The 16,494-nt window shown below is 48.5% G+C and carries 22 protein-coding genes; 11 read left to right on the plus strand and 11 right to left on the minus strand.

Annotated elements, in window-relative coordinates; translation table 11 throughout:
• Positions 1-74 precede the first annotated feature (74 nt).
• The 6 genes from KNQ05_RS05390 to KNQ05_RS05415 all read left to right on the plus strand — a co-directional run bounded on the left by KNQ05_RS05390 (position 75) and on the right by KNQ05_RS05415 (position 5,502).
• Positions 75-1,073: an NADP-dependent oxidoreductase gene (locus tag KNQ05_RS05390; protein ID WP_214804593.1), complete on the plus strand. Its 999-nt coding sequence runs from the start codon at positions 75-77 to the stop codon at positions 1,071-1,073.
• A gap of 45 nt (positions 1,074-1,118) precedes the next feature.
• Positions 1,119-1,529 carry a nucleoside 2-deoxyribosyltransferase gene (locus KNQ05_RS05395; RefSeq protein ID WP_214804595.1) on the plus strand — a complete coding sequence of 137 codons (411 nt, stop codon included), beginning with the start codon at positions 1,119-1,121 and terminating at the stop codon, positions 1,527-1,529.
• A gap of 151 nt (positions 1,530-1,680) precedes the next feature.
• Complete coding sequence (locus KNQ05_RS05400; RefSeq protein WP_214804597.1) at positions 1,681-2,271, plus strand: ArsR/SmtB family transcription factor; 591 nt, start codon at positions 1,681-1,683, stop codon at positions 2,269-2,271.
• Positions 2,272-2,288: 17 nt separating this feature from the next.
• Entirely contained in the window at positions 2,289-3,506 is a 1,218-nt protein-coding gene (locus KNQ05_RS05405) for an MFS transporter (RefSeq protein WP_214804599.1), read from the plus strand.
• A 281-nt stretch (positions 3,507-3,787) separates the two neighbouring features.
• Positions 3,788-4,678 carry a heme ABC exporter ATP-binding protein CcmA gene (gene ccmA / locus KNQ05_RS05410; RefSeq protein ID WP_214804601.1) on the plus strand — a complete coding sequence of 297 codons (891 nt, stop codon included), beginning with the start codon at positions 3,788-3,790 and terminating at the stop codon, positions 4,676-4,678.
• The gene (locus tag KNQ05_RS05415) at positions 4,675-5,502 is read left to right on the plus strand and encodes an ABC transporter permease (RefSeq protein WP_214804603.1); all 828 of its coding nucleotides are present in this window, start codon (positions 4,675-4,677) and stop codon (positions 5,500-5,502) included. The genes ccmA and KNQ05_RS05415 overlap by 4 nt, the downstream gene beginning before the upstream one ends.
• A 127-nt stretch (positions 5,503-5,629) precedes the next feature.
• Here the strand turns inward: KNQ05_RS05415 and KNQ05_RS05420 are convergent, their stop codons facing one another.
• The 6 genes from KNQ05_RS05420 to KNQ05_RS05445 all read right to left on the minus strand — a co-directional run bounded on the left by KNQ05_RS05420 (position 5,630) and on the right by KNQ05_RS05445 (position 9,054).
• On the minus strand, positions 5,630-6,568 hold the full coding sequence (locus KNQ05_RS05420) for a DMT family transporter (protein WP_214804605.1): 939 nt from the start codon (positions 6,566-6,568) through the stop codon (positions 5,630-5,632).
• Positions 6,569-6,688: 120 nt separating this feature from the next.
• Positions 6,689-7,333, minus strand: a complete 645-nt coding sequence (locus tag KNQ05_RS05425; protein ID WP_214804607.1) for an HAD family hydrolase — start codon at positions 7,331-7,333, stop codon at positions 6,689-6,691.
• Complete coding sequence (locus tag KNQ05_RS05430; protein WP_088837107.1) at positions 7,311-7,805, minus strand: VOC family protein; 495 nt, start codon at positions 7,803-7,805, stop codon at positions 7,311-7,313. Before KNQ05_RS05430 ends, KNQ05_RS05425 begins: the two co-directional genes overlap by 23 nt.
• On the minus strand, positions 7,798-8,613 hold the full coding sequence (locus KNQ05_RS05435) for an MBL fold metallo-hydrolase (RefSeq protein WP_214804609.1): 816 nt from the start codon (positions 8,611-8,613) through the stop codon (positions 7,798-7,800). The genes KNQ05_RS05430 and KNQ05_RS05435 overlap by 8 nt, the downstream gene beginning before the upstream one ends.
• Before the next feature lie 25 nt (positions 8,614-8,638).
• Positions 8,639-8,833 carry an LPXTG cell wall anchor domain-containing protein gene (locus tag KNQ05_RS05440; protein WP_088837105.1) on the minus strand — a complete coding sequence of 65 codons (195 nt, stop codon included), beginning with the start codon at positions 8,831-8,833 and terminating at the stop codon, positions 8,639-8,641.
• Positions 8,834-8,865: 32 nt separating this feature from the next.
• The gene (locus KNQ05_RS05445; RefSeq protein ID WP_088837104.1) at positions 8,866-9,054 is read right to left on the minus strand and encodes a PspC domain-containing protein; all 189 of its coding nucleotides are present in this window, start codon (positions 9,052-9,054) and stop codon (positions 8,866-8,868) included.
• Positions 9,055-10,138: 1,084 nt separating this feature from the next.
• Between KNQ05_RS05445 and KNQ05_RS05450 the strand changes: the two genes are divergently transcribed.
• From KNQ05_RS05450 to KNQ05_RS05460, 3 genes are read left to right on the plus strand one after another with little or no spacing between them, the layout of a single operon-like run.
• Positions 10,139-10,537 (plus strand): VOC family protein, encoded by a 399-nt coding sequence (locus KNQ05_RS05450; RefSeq protein ID WP_214804611.1) that lies wholly within the window; start codon positions 10,139-10,141, stop codon positions 10,535-10,537.
• Positions 10,538-10,578: 41 nt separating this feature from the next.
• Complete coding sequence (locus KNQ05_RS05455) at positions 10,579-11,106, plus strand: shikimate kinase (protein WP_214804613.1); 528 nt, start codon at positions 10,579-10,581, stop codon at positions 11,104-11,106.
• Between the two features lie 50 nt (positions 11,107-11,156).
• A complete protein-coding gene (locus tag KNQ05_RS05460) occupies positions 11,157-11,504 on the plus strand; it encodes a DUF2200 domain-containing protein (protein WP_214804615.1) in 348 nt (115 codons plus the stop codon).
• Between the two features lie 120 nt (positions 11,505-11,624).
• Here the strand turns inward: KNQ05_RS05460 and KNQ05_RS05465 are convergent, their stop codons facing one another.
• The 3 genes from KNQ05_RS05465 to KNQ05_RS05475 form a co-directional block, all read right to left on the minus strand.
• Positions 11,625-12,329 (minus strand): alpha/beta hydrolase, encoded by a 705-nt coding sequence (locus KNQ05_RS05465; RefSeq protein ID WP_214766043.1) that lies wholly within the window; start codon positions 12,327-12,329, stop codon positions 11,625-11,627.
• A 151-nt stretch (positions 12,330-12,480) separates the two neighbouring features.
• On the minus strand, positions 12,481-13,002 hold the full coding sequence (locus KNQ05_RS05470) for a GNAT family N-acetyltransferase (protein ID WP_251131964.1): 522 nt from the start codon (positions 13,000-13,002) through the stop codon (positions 12,481-12,483).
• A 115-nt stretch (positions 13,003-13,117) separates the two neighbouring features.
• Positions 13,118-13,561, minus strand: a complete 444-nt coding sequence (locus KNQ05_RS05475) for an Lrp/AsnC family transcriptional regulator (protein WP_214766041.1) — start codon at positions 13,559-13,561, stop codon at positions 13,118-13,120.
• A 151-nt stretch (positions 13,562-13,712) separates the two neighbouring features.
• On the opposite strand from KNQ05_RS05475, the gene KNQ05_RS15810 reads away from it, so the two are divergent.
• Positions 13,713-13,871: a DUF1272 domain-containing protein gene (locus KNQ05_RS15810; RefSeq protein ID WP_088837093.1), complete on the plus strand. Its 159-nt coding sequence runs from the start codon at positions 13,713-13,715 to the stop codon at positions 13,869-13,871.
• Positions 13,872-13,930: 59 nt separating this feature from the next.
• Here KNQ05_RS15810 and KNQ05_RS05485 read toward each other — a convergent pair whose 3' ends face one another.
• On the minus strand, positions 13,931-14,350 hold the full coding sequence (locus KNQ05_RS05485) for an SRPBCC domain-containing protein (RefSeq protein ID WP_214804617.1): 420 nt from the start codon (positions 14,348-14,350) through the stop codon (positions 13,931-13,933).
• Positions 14,351-14,425: 75 nt separating this feature from the next.
• Positions 14,426-15,748 (minus strand): right-handed parallel beta-helix repeat-containing protein, encoded by a 1,323-nt coding sequence (locus tag KNQ05_RS05490; RefSeq protein ID WP_214804619.1) that lies wholly within the window; start codon positions 15,746-15,748, stop codon positions 14,426-14,428.
• A gap of 94 nt (positions 15,749-15,842) precedes the next feature.
• On the opposite strand from KNQ05_RS05490, the gene KNQ05_RS05495 reads away from it, so the two are divergent.
• Positions 15,843-16,457, plus strand: coding sequence for a hypothetical protein (locus tag KNQ05_RS05495; protein WP_214804621.1), 615 nt, complete (start codon positions 15,843-15,845; stop codon positions 16,455-16,457).
• Positions 16,458-16,494 lie beyond the last annotated feature (37 nt).

The following is a 16,494-nucleotide window of genomic DNA, read 5'->3' on the forward strand; positions in this document are numbered from 1 at the left end:
CCAATTTCAGTATAGCATTATCGGAAGGCGTGATACACTGGTTAAAAAGAGTTGTCAGAGAGGGTGGATGCTCGGTGAAAGCAATGACGATTGAAAAATATGGAAACGTACCACTCGAACTAACGGAACAGCCCCTTCCCGTTGTCTCCGCACATGATGTCTTAGTCGAAATTCATGCCGCGAGCATCAATCCGGTTGACTTTAAGATTCGGGACGGCAAGGTCAAGCTGTTGATTCCCTACCAGTTCCCGTTGATTCTCGGCAACGATTTTGCCGGTATCGTCACGAGGGTTGGTTCCGCGGTAACACAGTTTCAAGTCGGCGACGCCGTCTACGGACGGGCCGAAAAACAGCGGATCGGGACGTTCGCGGAATTCATTGCGATTCATGAAGACTTAGTCGCACGAAAACCGGAGGCGTTATCGTTTGAAGAGGCGGCGTCGATCCCGCTCGTCGGTTTGACGTCCTATCAGGCACTTCACGACGTCTTACAAGCGACACCGGGTCAAAAAATCTTGATCCAGGCCGGTGCCGGGGGTGTCGGGACGTTCGCCATCCAACTGGCGAAGGCGATGGGACTGTATGTTGCGACGACTACCAGTCCTGCCGGTCATGATTTGGTCAAAGCACTCGGTGCCGACGAAATCATCGACTACCGGACCGTTGCGTTCGATGAGGTCTTACATGACTTCGACGGCGTCTACGATACGATTGGCGACGACACGCTCAGACGGGCCTTTAAAATCGTACGGCCCGGTGGACAAATCGTCTCGATTTCCGGATTGCCGAATGGTCGGTTCGGTAAAGCGTACGGTTCCGGATTTTTAAAAACGATGTTATTTCGTCTCTTGACGGTCCGTGAGGCCTTTCTCGAGCGAAAATACCGCGTCACATACACGTTTTTGTTCATGAAACCGAGCGGACGACAACTGCAGCACATCACGGAATGGATTGAGACGGGGCAAATCAAACCGGTCATCGATCGCGTCTATCCGTTTGAAGCGGCACAGGAGGCACTCGCCTATTCGGAATCCGGTCATGCGAAAGGGAAAGTCATCTTGAAGGTGAAGTAAGCGAATTAAGTTTTTTTGACAACCCATGCTGAAAGGAGCAGACGGATGCAGTTTTATATTGGATCAAGCTTTGCAAATATCACGAACGTCCGGATATTACGGGATAAACTGATTGATCGCGGATTTTCGCTGACGTATGACTGGACCCAAAACGAACGGGCAACGAGTAAAGCGGCACTGCAAACGATTGGTCATGCTGAAAAGCAGGCCATCACGCTCTCGGACTGCGTCATCATTTTGCTGCCGGCAGGTAAAGGAAGCCATATCGAACTCGGAATCGCCCTAGGACAAGACAAGCCGATTTTTCTCCATTGTGTTGATCAGACATATGACCGGTTCGAGACGACGAGTACGTTCTATCATTTGCCGGAAATCATCCCCTGCAGTGGGACGCTTGATGAATTGACCGAATTGATTGTGCAGCATCACCAGCGGATGTCTATTCGTGGATTGTAGAGGGTCCTCCTCCGCAATCTTTTTTTATCGTCAACTACTGCATCTGGATTTTTTTGTAAATTACACTAGCTATTTTTCGCTCCTTCCGCTATGATTTGTTTAACAGTTAACTTTTATTAACCGGTTTATTTAATGATAAGAGGTGTTGGAAATGATGCAAAAGTCGATTTTGATTTTAGAACACTATGAACAGCTGAAAGTCATCAGTGACCCGATGCGGACAAAGATGTTGATGCACTTGATTGAACAACCGCATACGGGTCACCAATTAGCTCAAAAACTGGATGTCTCCCGGGCAAAAATCCTGTACCACTTACGTGAACTCGAAAAGTACCAGCTGATAACGTTAGTGAAAGAAGAGATTCAGGGTGGAAACGTCTTAAAGTATTATCAATCCGTCGCACGCGGTTTTATCCCAGCTGATCATTTGCTTAATTTAGTTGAGACACAACAAGCGACTCGCCATTCTTACCTTGAAGTCCTCGACCGCGCGAAAACACGTGTCCTGACTGCGCCGGACGACTCCTTTCAACCACGTTCTTCCGATGTCGAAGCGTGGACCAGTTTGTCCGTCCAAAAAGAAATCGCGACGACACCACAAAAATTTTTAGAATTCACAAAAAAATACCGGCATCTCCTGGCTGAGTTAGAAGATCAATGCGTGACGGAAGACGACAAAAAACTTTTTTATATCATGGCGACCGGGTTTGAAATCGATGAGGCGTTGTTCGAGGAAAAATAACGGAAGGAGAAACGCTGATGTATGAACGCACGGTGAATGAAAATCATGCCTTTTTTCGAAACCGCTCCTTTCTTAGTCTTTGGCTAGCGAGTACATGTTCTTTTCTTGCACTATCGACTTACCTCTTTGCTGAACAATGGTATATCTTACGGGTGCTGCAGCAGGAGGCTTACCTCGGTATCGTCCTGATGTTGACGCTTCTTCCGCGAATTTTTCTCATGTTGATCGGCGGAGTGATCGCTGACCGCTTCAAAAAGGCGATGATCATGCGCTTTTCCAGTCTATTCCGGTTAGGTTTCGTCATCGCCCTTTTGTTTGTCTATCAAAATGATGCCTTAGGAATCATTCAGTTGTCACTGTTCGCATTTCTATTCGGCTGCATCGATGCGTTTTTTTCACCCGCCAGCTCCTCACTCCTTCCGTTACTCCTGTCATCCGAAGACTTCACACGGGCAAATGCCGTTGTCCAAACGTCGAACCAACTCGCCTTATTTTCCGGACCGCTTCTCGGCGGGATTCTTTTAACGACCTACTCGTTCACTCTTTTATTTGTTGTCGTCGGCTGTTTTTTGTCTGTGACGTTCCTTTGTTCCTTATTCATTAGCGAACGCCGTGTTGAACACCGACGTTCAACGTCTGCAACAGCTGAACTTATCGAAGGCATCAGTTATGTTTTTTCTGAACCTTATTTACGAAAGATCCTGTTCATCTTAATCATCATCAACTTTTTCTTTTTCGGTCCACTCTTAATGGGAATCCCGTTATTAGTCGATGGTGTGCTGCACGGGCAAGCCCTCGATTTAAGTTATCTGCAAGGAGCGTATCAAATCGGCATGTTGCTCGGTGCTGCCTTGATAGGACTACGCAATATCAAAAGTCAGTCGATCCGCTTACTGCTTCTACTGATTGGCGGATTAGGCATCGGGTTAGCCGCACTGGGTCAAATCTCAACGGTCTTTCAAGGTGTCGTCCTGTTGCTTACAATGGGGTTACTGTCCGCTGTCATCAACGTCTTACTCTTGACGACCATTCAAGCGAAGAGCCAACAGCCGATGATGGGACGTGTCATGAGTTTAGTGAATGCGGCGTCGAACGGCTTAGTCCCGCTGTCGTATGCGTTAATCTCACTTTCGCTCTACTTCCATTTCACCATCACATGGATTCTCTTGTATTGCGGCATCATGATCGTGACCACTTCCTGTTTTTTCTTCATCCGTTCAATGAAAAAAGATTGATGAAGCTTAAAGATTTTACGTACAGATGCCGTTTTGTCGAGACGGAATACGCTTTAATACGTTTAGATGACGCATCTTTTTTTGGCATCTTCTAAATAAGGACAGATGCTTTTATCACTCAATATGACTTTGGCTACATATTGAACTATATGTACGAATTAATGATTTCAGTTGGAAAAACCGCTTGAATTGGATAAAATTAGAAATAGAAACATAGGACAATAATTCATTCGGCAATGCCCATACATTTTAGTAATTCAGAACATGAGAGGATACAACAGATGCTAACATTACAAAACATTTCGAAAACGTTTGATGATCGGCTTGTCTTATCAGATATGTCGTTCACGATTCCACGGGGAAAAGTAGTCGGCTTGATCGGTCCGAACGGTGCCGGGAAAACAACGCTGATTCGAATCATGAACGGTGTGATCTCCCCGACGCATGGTACGGTCCGTTATGATGATCAGCCGATTGAAGTCCTTCGCACGAAAGCTGGCATCGTCACCGAAAGTGCGGGATTGTACCCTGATATGACGGCGCTTGAAAATTTAACTTTTTACGCGTCTTTATACGGTGTCAGAAATAAAGCTCATCTGCTTGAACTGTTGAACCAGTTTGATTTGGCCCATGTCCGCGATGCCTACGTTCATACGTTTAGTACCGGTATGAAAAAGCGACTCGCGCTCGCTAAAGCAATGCTGCATGACCCGGAAATTTTATTTCTGGATGAACCGACGAATGGACTGGACCCCGACGGCATTCGCCAGGTGCTGGATATGATTCGGTCCGTAAATCAAACGAAGGGAACGACCGTCATCATCACGTCGCATCTCCTCTACCAATTGGAGAGTGTCTGTGACGCCTACATCTTCATCGAACAGGGCCGCCTCATCGATCAAGGGACACTCACGGACTTACTGAAGCGTCACCAAACTGCGATTCGCGTCAGAATCCGGACAAACCTTCCACCAGGTTCCGTCCACACGATGTTCGAAACAGCTGTTGCACCTGTTGCTTCTGACGTGATTGAAGTATCGTTTAAAGACGAAACGTGCATCAGTCCTTTTTTGAAACAAATCATTGATCAGGGCTACGCGGTGTATGAGTGTCAAATAATCGACCGTGATTTAGAAGGTGTCTATTTTAAGTTAAGGGGTGAAACGAAATGAATTTACCACTCGTGCTTGCCGTGATTAAAAAAGACAGCATCCAACTCTTCCGAAAAAAGATCTTGCTGTTTACGTTGATTATCATCCCGGTCTTGATGGGGCTTGTCCTTCCGATCGGATTCGCCTGGTTCATCATCGAGCTTGATCCGTCCACGTTAACCGATCCGGAAGTGCTCGATTTATTAAATCGTTTTTTAGCGACTACGGCCAGTCCGGATGTCCTGACACTGACGTTTAATGAACAATTGCTTTATTTGTTCCTAAACTATCCGCTCGTGACGTTATTTTTGTTAGTTCCGGTCATTACATGTTCCGTCATCGCTGCCAATAGTTTCGTCAGTGAAAAGGAACAGCATACATTAGAAAGCCTACTGTTTTCGCCAATCACCATCCGTGATTTGTTTTACGGCAAGCTGCTGATCTCGATTGCCTCATCCTACCTGATTTCCGCCGTCTGCTTTTTGATAAATCTGCTCGTCATCAACACTTTGATTTCCGTCAACGGCTTTTCAGTCAGCTTTCCCTCGACCCAGTGGTGGGTGTTACTCTTCTTGCTGTTACCGATTCTTTTATTGACGACGGCGTTAATTAATTTATTGATCTCGACTCGGGTCAGTACGTACCAGGAAGCACAAAACTTGAGCGGTATCATCATCTTACCGTTCATCGGATTAATCATCGGTCAAATCAGCGGATTATTCTTCATCAATACGCTGTTCCTGATTCTGTTATCGATCGGTTTACTGATTCTAAACGTTTTCCTGTTAAAACTCGCGTTGCGCTTCGGGACACGCGACCAGCTATTTAATTCCCAAATGTCATGAATCGGGTAACTTATGAAAAAATCGGTCTTGTTGAAGTTTTGCGTCACGGTTTTAATACAGCTGTCTGTGTAAGGAAGTAACAAAAAACGCCTTTCGGGATTCAAAAGAATCTCGAAAGGCGTTTACTTTATAGCCGGATCAGGACAATTCCGCCGATCATCACGAGCAAACTGAGAATTTGAACACCGGTAACCGGCGTCCGGGCTGCCCCGAACCAACCGAACCGGTCAATCAAGAGACTCCCCGTCAACAGACCGATCGTCACGATGATGATGGCGACGCCGGTGCCGACGAGCGGGACGATGAACGCATTTCCGGCAATGAACGTCGCACCAATCAGACCGCCGATGAACATCCACCACGGTTTTGGCGCCGTCCGGTCCACTTGGAGCTTCGGTCGCACGAGCAACAACACGAGCAGCAACGTCAGCGTCCCGATGACGAAGGAAATCAATGCCCCTTTAATCGCCGAATCGAGGACACTTCCGAGATGCCCGTTAATCGCTGCTTGCATCGCACTTATCATCCCTGTTACGATGCCGAGTAAACGCCAACCGGTCAAGTTGACTTCCGCAGAGTTCTTCGTTTCCTGTTGTCCGCGTTGCCGGCGTTTCGCTAACCAATCGCCTAAGGCGACAGTACCGACGACACCAAGCAGGACAAGCACGGCCCCGATTAACCGGGTCGGCGACAACCGGTTGACCGCTGAATCAAACCATCCGAAATGGTCAATCAACAGCCCCATGATGACTTGTCCGAAGATGGGCATGATGACCGTCTGGACCCCGCCCAGTTTTGGAAAGAGTAAGATGTTTCCCGTTAAGAAGATGACCCCGAGAACACCACCGAACCAAATCCAGCGGGGTTCCGTCGTCCAGAGGGCTTCGTTCAATGTGAAGTCCCCTTCGACGATCAGGGTCAAGAGGACTAAAAAGACCGTCCCGATACTAAACGAGATGAAGGATGCCGTAAACGGTGATCCGACAACTCCACGCAGCCGCGTGTTGACGCTCGTCTGCACCGGAACGATGATGCCGATCGCTAAACCAATGATAATTGCTAACATGACGTGCCTCCTCTAACTACAAACAGATTCCGTCTCATCATACGGCAACTGTTTGCGAAAAGGCGATTCCTCTGCCTATATGTTCAAACGAACTCATGATGAGAGGCACCTCTCTGTTCCTTAAACGAGCTGCGTGATCGCCATCAGGTCATCGACGATATACTCGGCCGTCGCGAGCTCCGCTTCCTGTTCAAAATCAAACCGGCAGCCGATCGCCGACCAGCCGTTTTCTTTCGCTGCCTTAAAGTCCGATTGCCGGTCGCCGACGACGACACCCGACTGTAATCCGTGTTTCGTCCGAATCATCCGGACGAGTTCGGATTTGTTGAGCGAATCAACGTCTTCGATGCTATAGACGCCGGTCAGGTAACGGTCTAACGCAAACTGCTCGACGATCGCCGCTAGATATGCCGAAAGTCCGTTACTCGCGACATACAGGTCGTGTCCGGCCGCGTGGAGTGTTTGCAATACCGTCACCGCTTTCGGATACAAGGCGCCTTGCCCTGCTTGAATCCTCTCGATCAAGGCCTGTTGAAACCAGTCGTCCATCAGCTTTCGGTCCGCCTCCGGATGGTTCGGCAAGAGCGTCGCCCAGACTTGCGGTAACGGGACACCCATGATCGCTTCGTATGTATCAAGCGGTGTTGCGTCATGCCATTTCCCTGCTTGCCGTAACCGGGTGAACGCCACGTCTAAAGCCGGTCCTAAAATCCGGTGCGTCTGAAATAACGTTCCGTCCATATCAAAGATGATTGCTTGTTTCATCGGTCTCCTCCTCTGCTTGAGCGTTCATATATAACCAGTCGCTCCAGTACATCGTACCCGTGATCCGGTGCGGATTGTCGACCGGGCAGATGAACTCGAGGCTGTTCCCGTCCGGATCATTGAAATGAATCTTCGCGTGCGCGTGGTGCGCCAGTGCCATGACGAATGGTTCCGTCGGTTCGAACCCGAACGCTTTTCGTGGCGTGTAACCGCGCGCCGTCAGCCAATCGACGGCATCCGTCAATGCCTCCAGTTCGACATGAAAGGCGATATGCCGGATGGACGGGTGGTAGTCGAGTTCGACTTGATCCGCGACCCAGAGGCCAAGCCAACTTTCTTCTTTGACAATCCAGAGGAACGCCAACCGGTCGTCGACGATATGATCGAGCGTCAGCCCGAGCCCTTCGTAAAAGGCAATCGATTGTTTTAAATTCCGGACCGGGAGATGGGCTTCGTACAGGCCGTTAATCATCCGTGCCGCCTAACGCGTCGATGTAGCGCGCGGCCGACCGCGCGACCGCACCTGCCGCGTCGGTCTCGACGATGCGGTGAAAGGCATCATACAACTGGTTGAACGAAAGCGGGCTAAGTTGTCTTGCCATCTGCGCTACCGTCGTTGCCGGCAGCGGAATCAGGTTCGGGTAACTGTACATGAAGCTGACCCATGCCCGGTCAGCGACGACACGGACGATATCGCCCGTCAACAGGACACCCCGTCCCGCGTCTCCCTGCGTCCACTCAAGGACCGTCGCTCCTTCAAAATGACCACCGATCCGGTGCAGGACGAGGTCATCTGCCAGTTCCAACCGGTCGCCGGACCAGAAAATAATCCGGTCGCTCGGTCGCGTCACCCACTGTTCGTCCGCCTCGTGGATATAAATCGGAACATCAAACGCTTCTGCCCAGTCGACTTGTGTCGCATAGTAGTGCGGATGCGACAAGGCGATTGCGTCGAGTCCCCCCTGTTGGTTGATTTCATCGATCACGGTCTGATCGAGATAAGTAATGCAGTCCCACAACAGCCGTTTTGACCCGGTGACCAGATACGTCGTTTGCCCGATTCCGAATTGTGGTGATGTCACGAGGCTCATCAAACCCGGTTGCTCCGGTGTCACCGTCGTCCGGTAGTTCTTGGACGCGACCATCGCCTCACGCGTCGTCCACGATTGTCCGTCCGGATTGACGTATTGCCGTTCATCACTGCAAATCCGGCAGGTCGTTGGTTGAACCGCCTCCTCATCCGTCTGCACCCCGCAGGTCGTACAAATCCAATAACTCATTTCTTTTCCCCCTTATTTTAACCAGTTACGCGTGCCGCTTCTTACGGGCCACTACGGCACTGATGCCCCCTAACAGGAGTGCTCCGCCGACGAATCCGAGAAAAACACTCCAGTTGAACTCTCCTTGTACGCTGTACATGATTGTTACTCCAATCAAGGCGCCGATTGTGATCGCGATCAGTCGCGCTGCTAAGGATGACGCGCGGTTCTGTTTGTTCATCTTGGTTGCCTCCCTTTTAGTTAAAACTCGTGTCATAACGTCCGTGGTGGACTCGCCATCGCATTCGCAAGAATCATGTAGATGATGACGTTGACGGGCAGTGGAATAAAAATAAATATCAAGCGGACGGCGAATGACGACAACCCAAGCTGTTCCGCAAGTCCACCGCAGACACCCTGGATTGATTTGTCCGTCGCTGATTTCCGTAATGTTCTTGCCATTTCGATGCACTCCTTGCTGAATGTAAATATTCGATTTACCTGAACCTCCAGAAAAAAATTGGATAAACCGTCCATCTGTTACAATAATTAGGTACTCCACCAGTCTACACGTTTTGGTATCGTTTTTCATCTGATTGACAATTTTCACTCTACTAAAAAAAGGAGACACTGGTCTCGGTCGGTACGAAGCATTCATACAACCTGTCGCCTTTTCTTGTCGGGCAGACGGTCCAGGTTGCCACGGAGTATCTGTATGAACACGATATTTACTACACGCACTTCATCCAGACGAACGAAAACAAGGTCAGCAGTACGATCTACTGCTATACCCCGGGGTCGAACACGAACGAAGTCATCCAGACGGTCGATCAGCCGATTGGCTCATTGACCGGTGTGTCCCATTACCTGTTCTGGGTCGCGTCAGCGCCGGCAGAAGACGGATTGCCTGGACGATTCATAGTTTCAATCTCAAAAACGGAAAACAGGATCTGCTTGACCGAGGGATCAGCCGCTTCGACGCCTCCATCCCGGTGCTTGACGCTTCAAGGACCCGCCTCTCCTGGCTGATCCTTGACGCGACCGCGAAGACGACGACAACGCTGATGAAGTCCTTTGATGTAGCCGCCTCGTCCACGAACAGTATGACCTAACCAAAAAAAACAGGACGGCATCTTACCGCTTGATTCAAAACAATCCGACTTCACTTATGAATTATCCGATCGGCATTCGACCGTCGCTTCGTTTCGTTTCTTGTCCCGCGACCGGGTAATCTTCCGTGAAAACACGTCGCAGCTCCTCTATGCCGACTTAACGCGCGGAACCGTCGCCCCGTTGACCGAAATGGAAGACACGATGTCTAAACCGATTTACGTCAATAGGACGATTGCCTATGCCGTTTCGGACGGTCAGGATGTTACGTTTCATGTCATCGACGTCACGCCGTAACCGCTACTCCACCTTGATCTTTTCTTGAACAGGTGGAGCTTTCCGTCTGCATTGAAACGGTTTAAACTATGCTAAACTGACATATAGACTAAACAACGGAGCACCGGTTGCGGTCCGTTTTCGAAAGGACGTCCTGACGTTGAAACAAATCCATCACCTCTGTATCCAAACGGCTGATTACGCGGCCTCTAAATCCTTTTATGAAGCACTCGGGTTCGAACTCGTCCAGGAATCCCCGGACTTTCATACCCGTGCGTTCAACAGTTGGCTCAAGCTCGGCGACTTTTATATCGAACTCCAGACGAACAAAGTTGACGAGACCTTGATGCCTTATACGAAACATACGTCCGGTCCCGTTCATTTTGCTTTATACGTCGACGATTTAGCGGCGGAAGTCGCACGGCTCGAACAACGCGGTGTCACCTTCCTGCCGAAAAACGGCGGAAACATCTACTTCGTCGTCGACGGGCATCTCAGTAAATTAAAAGCACCGGAAGGGACGATTGTCGAGCTGCGGGATACCTTCGTGATTGCCTGACTATTTAATAGCGAGACTAGATTTTTAGGAGGAGTTCAATCATGCGCATTCAAATCATCGGCGGGTCCGGCACCGGCAAAAGCACGCTCGGCGAGTGGATCGGGCAGCAAGAAGGCATACCATGGATCGATAGCGATCACTACTTGTGGACGGATCAAACATTCACTGAAAAACGGTCGGTCGACGACCGGTATGCCTTATATAGACAGGACATCGAACGCCATCAACAGTACATTGTTTCCGGTTCCGTCTTTTCATGGAATCCATACGGCTTCCCGGACCGCGAGCTGCTCGTATTTTTAACGTTGGACGAAGAAACACGGATGAACCGGTTAATCAAACGGGAACAGGCACGCTATCCCGATTTTTCAGGGTCAAACGATTTCCTCGATTGGTGCAGGACGTATTTGACGGAGACGGACCCTGCCAAGATTGGGACATTGGCAGAACATCAGCTCCAGATGATCCTTTCAAGGTCACCTGTCATCCGGATCGATGCCGCACAATCGACGGACCAGATGTATCAACAAATCAAAGAGCTGTATCACGAACTGTGTCCGACAACGTAGTGCCGCGCTTTTTTTGATGTAAAATATACGAATCATAAGGAGTGAGAAAAATGGGGCAACACCGGCTGTACACGACAGCGTTCTCAAGCGTCTATCAGCTTTACGTGAAAAAAGCGGAACGGAAAGGTCGGACGAAACAGGAAGTCGATACCATCATCCGTTGGTTGACCGGGTACTCGGAACAACAGCTCTCGACATTATCGCAAGATGCGACGACCTTCGAAACCTTTTTTGCGGAAGCACCAGACATGCAGGAACGGCGATCACTCATCAAAGGTGTCGTCTGCGGCGTCCGGGTCGAGGACGTGGAGGACGACTTAATGCGCGAGATCCGCTATCTCGACAAACTGATTGACGAACTGGCAAAAGGAAAAGCGCTCGAAAAGATTTTACGGTGACCGTGGCGAATGCCTCATGTTGGCGACTCTCGCTTCCATCTTCGGTGCAACATCCCTTATAACCAACCGCTTCTAAAGAAAAACCGGGCCCCTAAAGAGGAGTCCGGTTTTTCTGAACTGTTAAAAACGCTCATCCAACCAGTTTAAAACGTCTGCAATCATGTCATCTGAGATAGTATGGTTGATGAATGGATATTTGAGGAACGTCAAATCATTTGTAGTTGAGACAGTTTGTTGCACAAAATGCTGTTGTGTCGCAATCGGAATGACCTCATCGTCCTCTCCATGTAACAATAATGTCGGCGTCACCTGCTCTTGCGACAAGGGATCATACTTTCTCAGGCGTTGTTCTTCTGAAGTCGACAACGTCGTTCTTTTGTCACGGCTTCGTAAAAGCTGTTCCGAAAAGAGGAAGGAACCAGACCCGTTGATGTTAATCAATCCCGCGCTTCCCTGTTGTTTAGCCGCTGCACCGCTCGCGATGAATCCTCCCATCGAGACGCCGAGCCAGATGATGTCCCCTCTTGGAACGTTCAGCTGTTTTGCGAGCGTGCTCGATTCTTCAATGCTTTGAAACACCACTTCCCAAAAGTGCTGTTCGACGATGCCTTGATCAAAATACGCACTTAGCGCATTGCGGCTGTCATGCAGAATCAGCTCCGGCACAATGACGGTAAATCCTTTACCGGAAAGCATCCGCGCAAATTCATCATATTTGCTAACACTGGATCCCCACCCGTGGTACAGACAGATCGTTTTACGGTGTTTTTGATGTTCGGCCGGATATGTCCGGATCGACAGAACGGAATCATTTACTGTGTCCATCGGTCTGTCCCCTTTCCCATTTAAATCTGTTAAATGGAATTATCGGTTTTAAATATCTAGTCTCGTAAACCAGATTTATTGTGATACAGAAATAGTGAGATAGGTGAATAGAACAAGGAATATAAACAATCTCAAGCCATCTGCAAAAAGTTCATTCGCATGTTTCTTTAATGCATCCCATTAAAATCGAGTCATTATTTAACTCTTTCATTTGTTTGAAACCACACTTTTCATAACTTGAAATTGCTCGTTTATTCGTTTTTTTAACATCCAATACTATCATTGCAGCATCTTTGTCATCCAAAAGATAATCCACCATCTTTCGAATCATTATCGAACCTATTCCTCTTCCCCATAATTGCGGTTCTCCAATAAATTGATCTATCCCATAAATATCTTGATTGTTTGGAAGTTCATATTTTTTCAAATCAGTTTCCTGAATCTTGTAGTACTGCATATAACCGATTGGTTGATTTTTGTACTTTACAATACAAGGCGTGACATAGTGTTCCCCTTTAATTCTAGGACCATATTTGTTGATCACCCGCTCTAAACTTGAAGGTGGTTCTTCATAAAATTCTAATACCTTCTGATTATTTAACCATTTAACCATTAAATAAAAATCGTTTGTGGTCATCATTCGAATATGTACATTACCGTCCAGCGCCATCATGAATTCTCTCAGTCCTTTTTAAAATTGGAGTACTTAAATTCCACTTCATAATAAAAAATAAATATCTATTATCATCTAATGACGCTCATTCGCAGAATCTGGTCAGAAACCCGTTTCATAACAACACTCCATCCCCGACCGTAAACGCCTTAAACGCAACCGGCGACGACAAACGGATCCAGGTCGACGGTTTTCCGTATTCCATCGAGGCATCGATGAACGCTTCGAGTGTCTCGACCGTCGGCGTGTACAGTTTGACCATGAAATTAAACGTCCCGGCGAGCCGGTGGCACTCGACGACATCCGGATGATCTTTACAAAACGTGATGAACGCCGCACAGCGTGTCTGCTCGAACATCAAGATCGCCATGATCGTTTTTTCGATCGCGACGGGATTGATGACGGCGCGGTATCCTTCAATCACTCCCCGATCTTCCAACTTCTTGACCCGTTCGTTGACGGCGGGGGTTGACAGGCCGACCGTTTTGCCGAGTTCCGTCCAGGACATTCGTCCGTCCGCCTGCAACGCCCGGATAATGGCGTAATCAATTTCGTCCAATTTTTCACCCTCCTAATATTATGAAGACATATCTTTAAATTACCATTGATTCTTAGGCGAAGCTACTTGAAAACGAGGAAAACCATCTGTCGGACCGTGACTCCATTTTGTAAAATAAAGATAGGTAAACAAGAAAAGTGAGGTGAGACCGATGCAGGCAACGACGTGTACCCGCTGCGCAGAGGCGTTCAAAGACAACCAAGTGACGTATCATTGTTCGCACAACTGTACATATTGCGCAGATTGTACGAAGACACTCGATTCCATTTGTCAAAATTGCGGGGAAACATTGATTCAAGTACGGCAGTAAATCGATTTTTTCTCTAAAGAAAAAGCCCTCCTGCTTAGGAACGGGCTTTTTTGTCTGCTTCACTGTTGTTCCGCATATTCTTTGAAGCGGTCAAGGATCGCCTGCCAGCCCGCTTGTTGCATCTCGGGCGGATTCGCCGACTCCGCTTCAAATGTTTCGACGACGTTCGTTTCGTCCCCATTTGCTTCGAACAAGACCGTCACGTGGCGACCGTCGTCCAGTGTATAGGCTAATTTTTCGTTCACGACGACATCGTCATAAACACCGGAAAAATCAAACCCCATGCTGCCGTCTTTTGCCGCCATGTGACTGGAAAAACGACCGCCTGCTTGGACATCATTCGTCGCTTCCGTCGTATGCCAATCGTCCGATGCCGCATTCCATGCCTTGATGTGCTCCGGTTCCGTCCAGTACGTCCAGACTTCGGCGACGGGTCGTTGGATGACGGTCTCGATTTGTAACACTTGCACCTGACTCATATCAATCGCTCCTTTTCCAAATTCGTTCGCTTACCCCATTTTATTTCTCCATGTGCTGCACAATCCCTGCTCGCTTCACTTATTAAGTCCTCCTTTAACTGCCCGCTCAAATGATGCCTGTGTCCGGTACTCGTGATCCAACCAAATCCACCGTTTCGCTGTTCCTTTTTTTAATTGATAAGTATTGTGGTCAAACTGATTGCCGGAACTCGTTTTGAAGAAGTTCGCGACAAACAGGTTATCCCGCCCTGTCGTAAATGCATTATGGTCAATCCGATTATCGCGAACATCATGTTGGACGAGCAGCTGACCGCCTTCCAGCCCTTTCGTGTCATTATCAGTGACCTGATTGTCCGTAATCCGAACCCGTTTCGTGCCACCGCGCTTTTTATCGTATCCGCCGATCGAAATGCCGGTAAACCGGTTTTGTTGGACGAGATTGCCGCGGACCGTAATGTCTTCTGCATACTTCTTCGCATGTTCACTCGTCACTTCAATCCCGATATCATTTCGCTCGACGGTATTGTGTTCGATTGTCAGCTGTTTCCCGCCGTCGACATAAATCCCCGCCGCATTGTAGTCCTTGCCGTAGACCGGATTGCCGTAACTCGAACTGTCGGAGACGTGATTCCCGGAAATGACTCCATTACGGACATAATCCTCCGAGTTGTTTGTCGCGACTCCCTCATAGCCGATCAAGTCGATGCCGATATTATCGTTACGACGGACGATGTTGTCCGTGACGGAAAACCCGTCGATGTTGCCGTTTAAGACAAGTGCTTCGCTCGCCCCGAGCCGGTTGTCTTCGACACGATTCCCACGGACGGTGATTTGCTTCAAGCGACCGGTTCCGTAAATCGCAATCCCATGGGCATTGCCGCCTTTCGCATTCGTCTTGATGCGGCGGACCTGATTATCGATCAGTTGAATGTTCCGTCCTGTCCCGGTGATACATATCCCAATCGGTGTCTCATCGTTTCGTGTCGTCTTGATGTCTGCGACAACCAGTCCTTGAATCGTCACGTACTGCCGGTTTTCGATTCGGATGAGCGTCGTCTCCCCGTCCTGTTTCTTCAACGCCTTCCCACTTAAGACGACTTTTTCCGTTTGGTAATTCCGGAAGACGACCGGTGCCTGTTTCGTTCCGCTGTACCGGACTGTCAACGCTTCCGTGTATGTTCCTTGACGCAGATAGACCGTCGTCCCTGCTTTCGCAAGCTGACTCGCCCGTTTCAGTGTTTTGAGCGGTCGTTTCAACGAACCGGAATTCGTATCTTTGCCGGCTGGCGCGACATACAGGACTTTTTTGGAAGCGGTCGCCTCTGCCTGTTCCTGGTTCCATGTCGCTAAACAACCGAACAGTCCGAGCGACAGGAAAAGAATAAATCGTTTTTCCACGCAAATCCCCCCTTTCCGTGAACACTTTTCTGATTGTAAATAACATCCAATCCTTTTATACTTACTTTATTTACATACGAAGGACGTGAAGTGGATGTTGAAACAAATGCTCGTCTGTTCATTATCGGCACTTTTACTTGCCGGTTGCAGTTCGGAAGAGGCTGTGCCAAAAAAAGTCGTCAAACCGATGGAGTTGCCGTTGACACTCACACTCGATACGACTAAAACTCCATCAGATTCGGATAAAAATGAGGCTGTTTATATCATGACTGGGAAAACCGACAACCTCCTTTACCTGACCGGAATTGAGTATTTTGCATCCGGCGAACAAAAAAATTGGTTTACCGAAACCATCAAACCCGGTCACTATGATGGGGAAAAACTGACACTCGGGCAAGTGTTCGATACGACAAAAGGCTACCGTTCATACATGTTTGACTTAGATGGTCTCATGCAGGAAAAATCCGAGGAGTCAGATGATTTAAAGAAAGTCATGATGAGTGGCGTCGAGTTTCGTGATACGTCATTTCGCCCATCTGAATACGAGGTGTTGATGTTTGAGAAATCAACCGTTCAGGAGTCGATGGGAACAGACTCAATCGACGCCATCCATTCTCCTGAAGATATCCAACTCAAAAAAGGCGAGCGCGCTTTTACGATTTCTTTATCGACAACTCCTGTCGGCAGTTCGAGTGACGATACATTATGAAAACAGACCTGCCCCTTAAGTCAAAGAGGCAGGTCTG

The organism is Exiguobacterium sp. s125, assembly GCF_018618605.1.
Taxonomy (GTDB): domain Bacteria; phylum Bacillota; class Bacilli; order Exiguobacteriales; family Exiguobacteriaceae; genus Exiguobacterium_A; species Exiguobacterium_A oxidotolerans.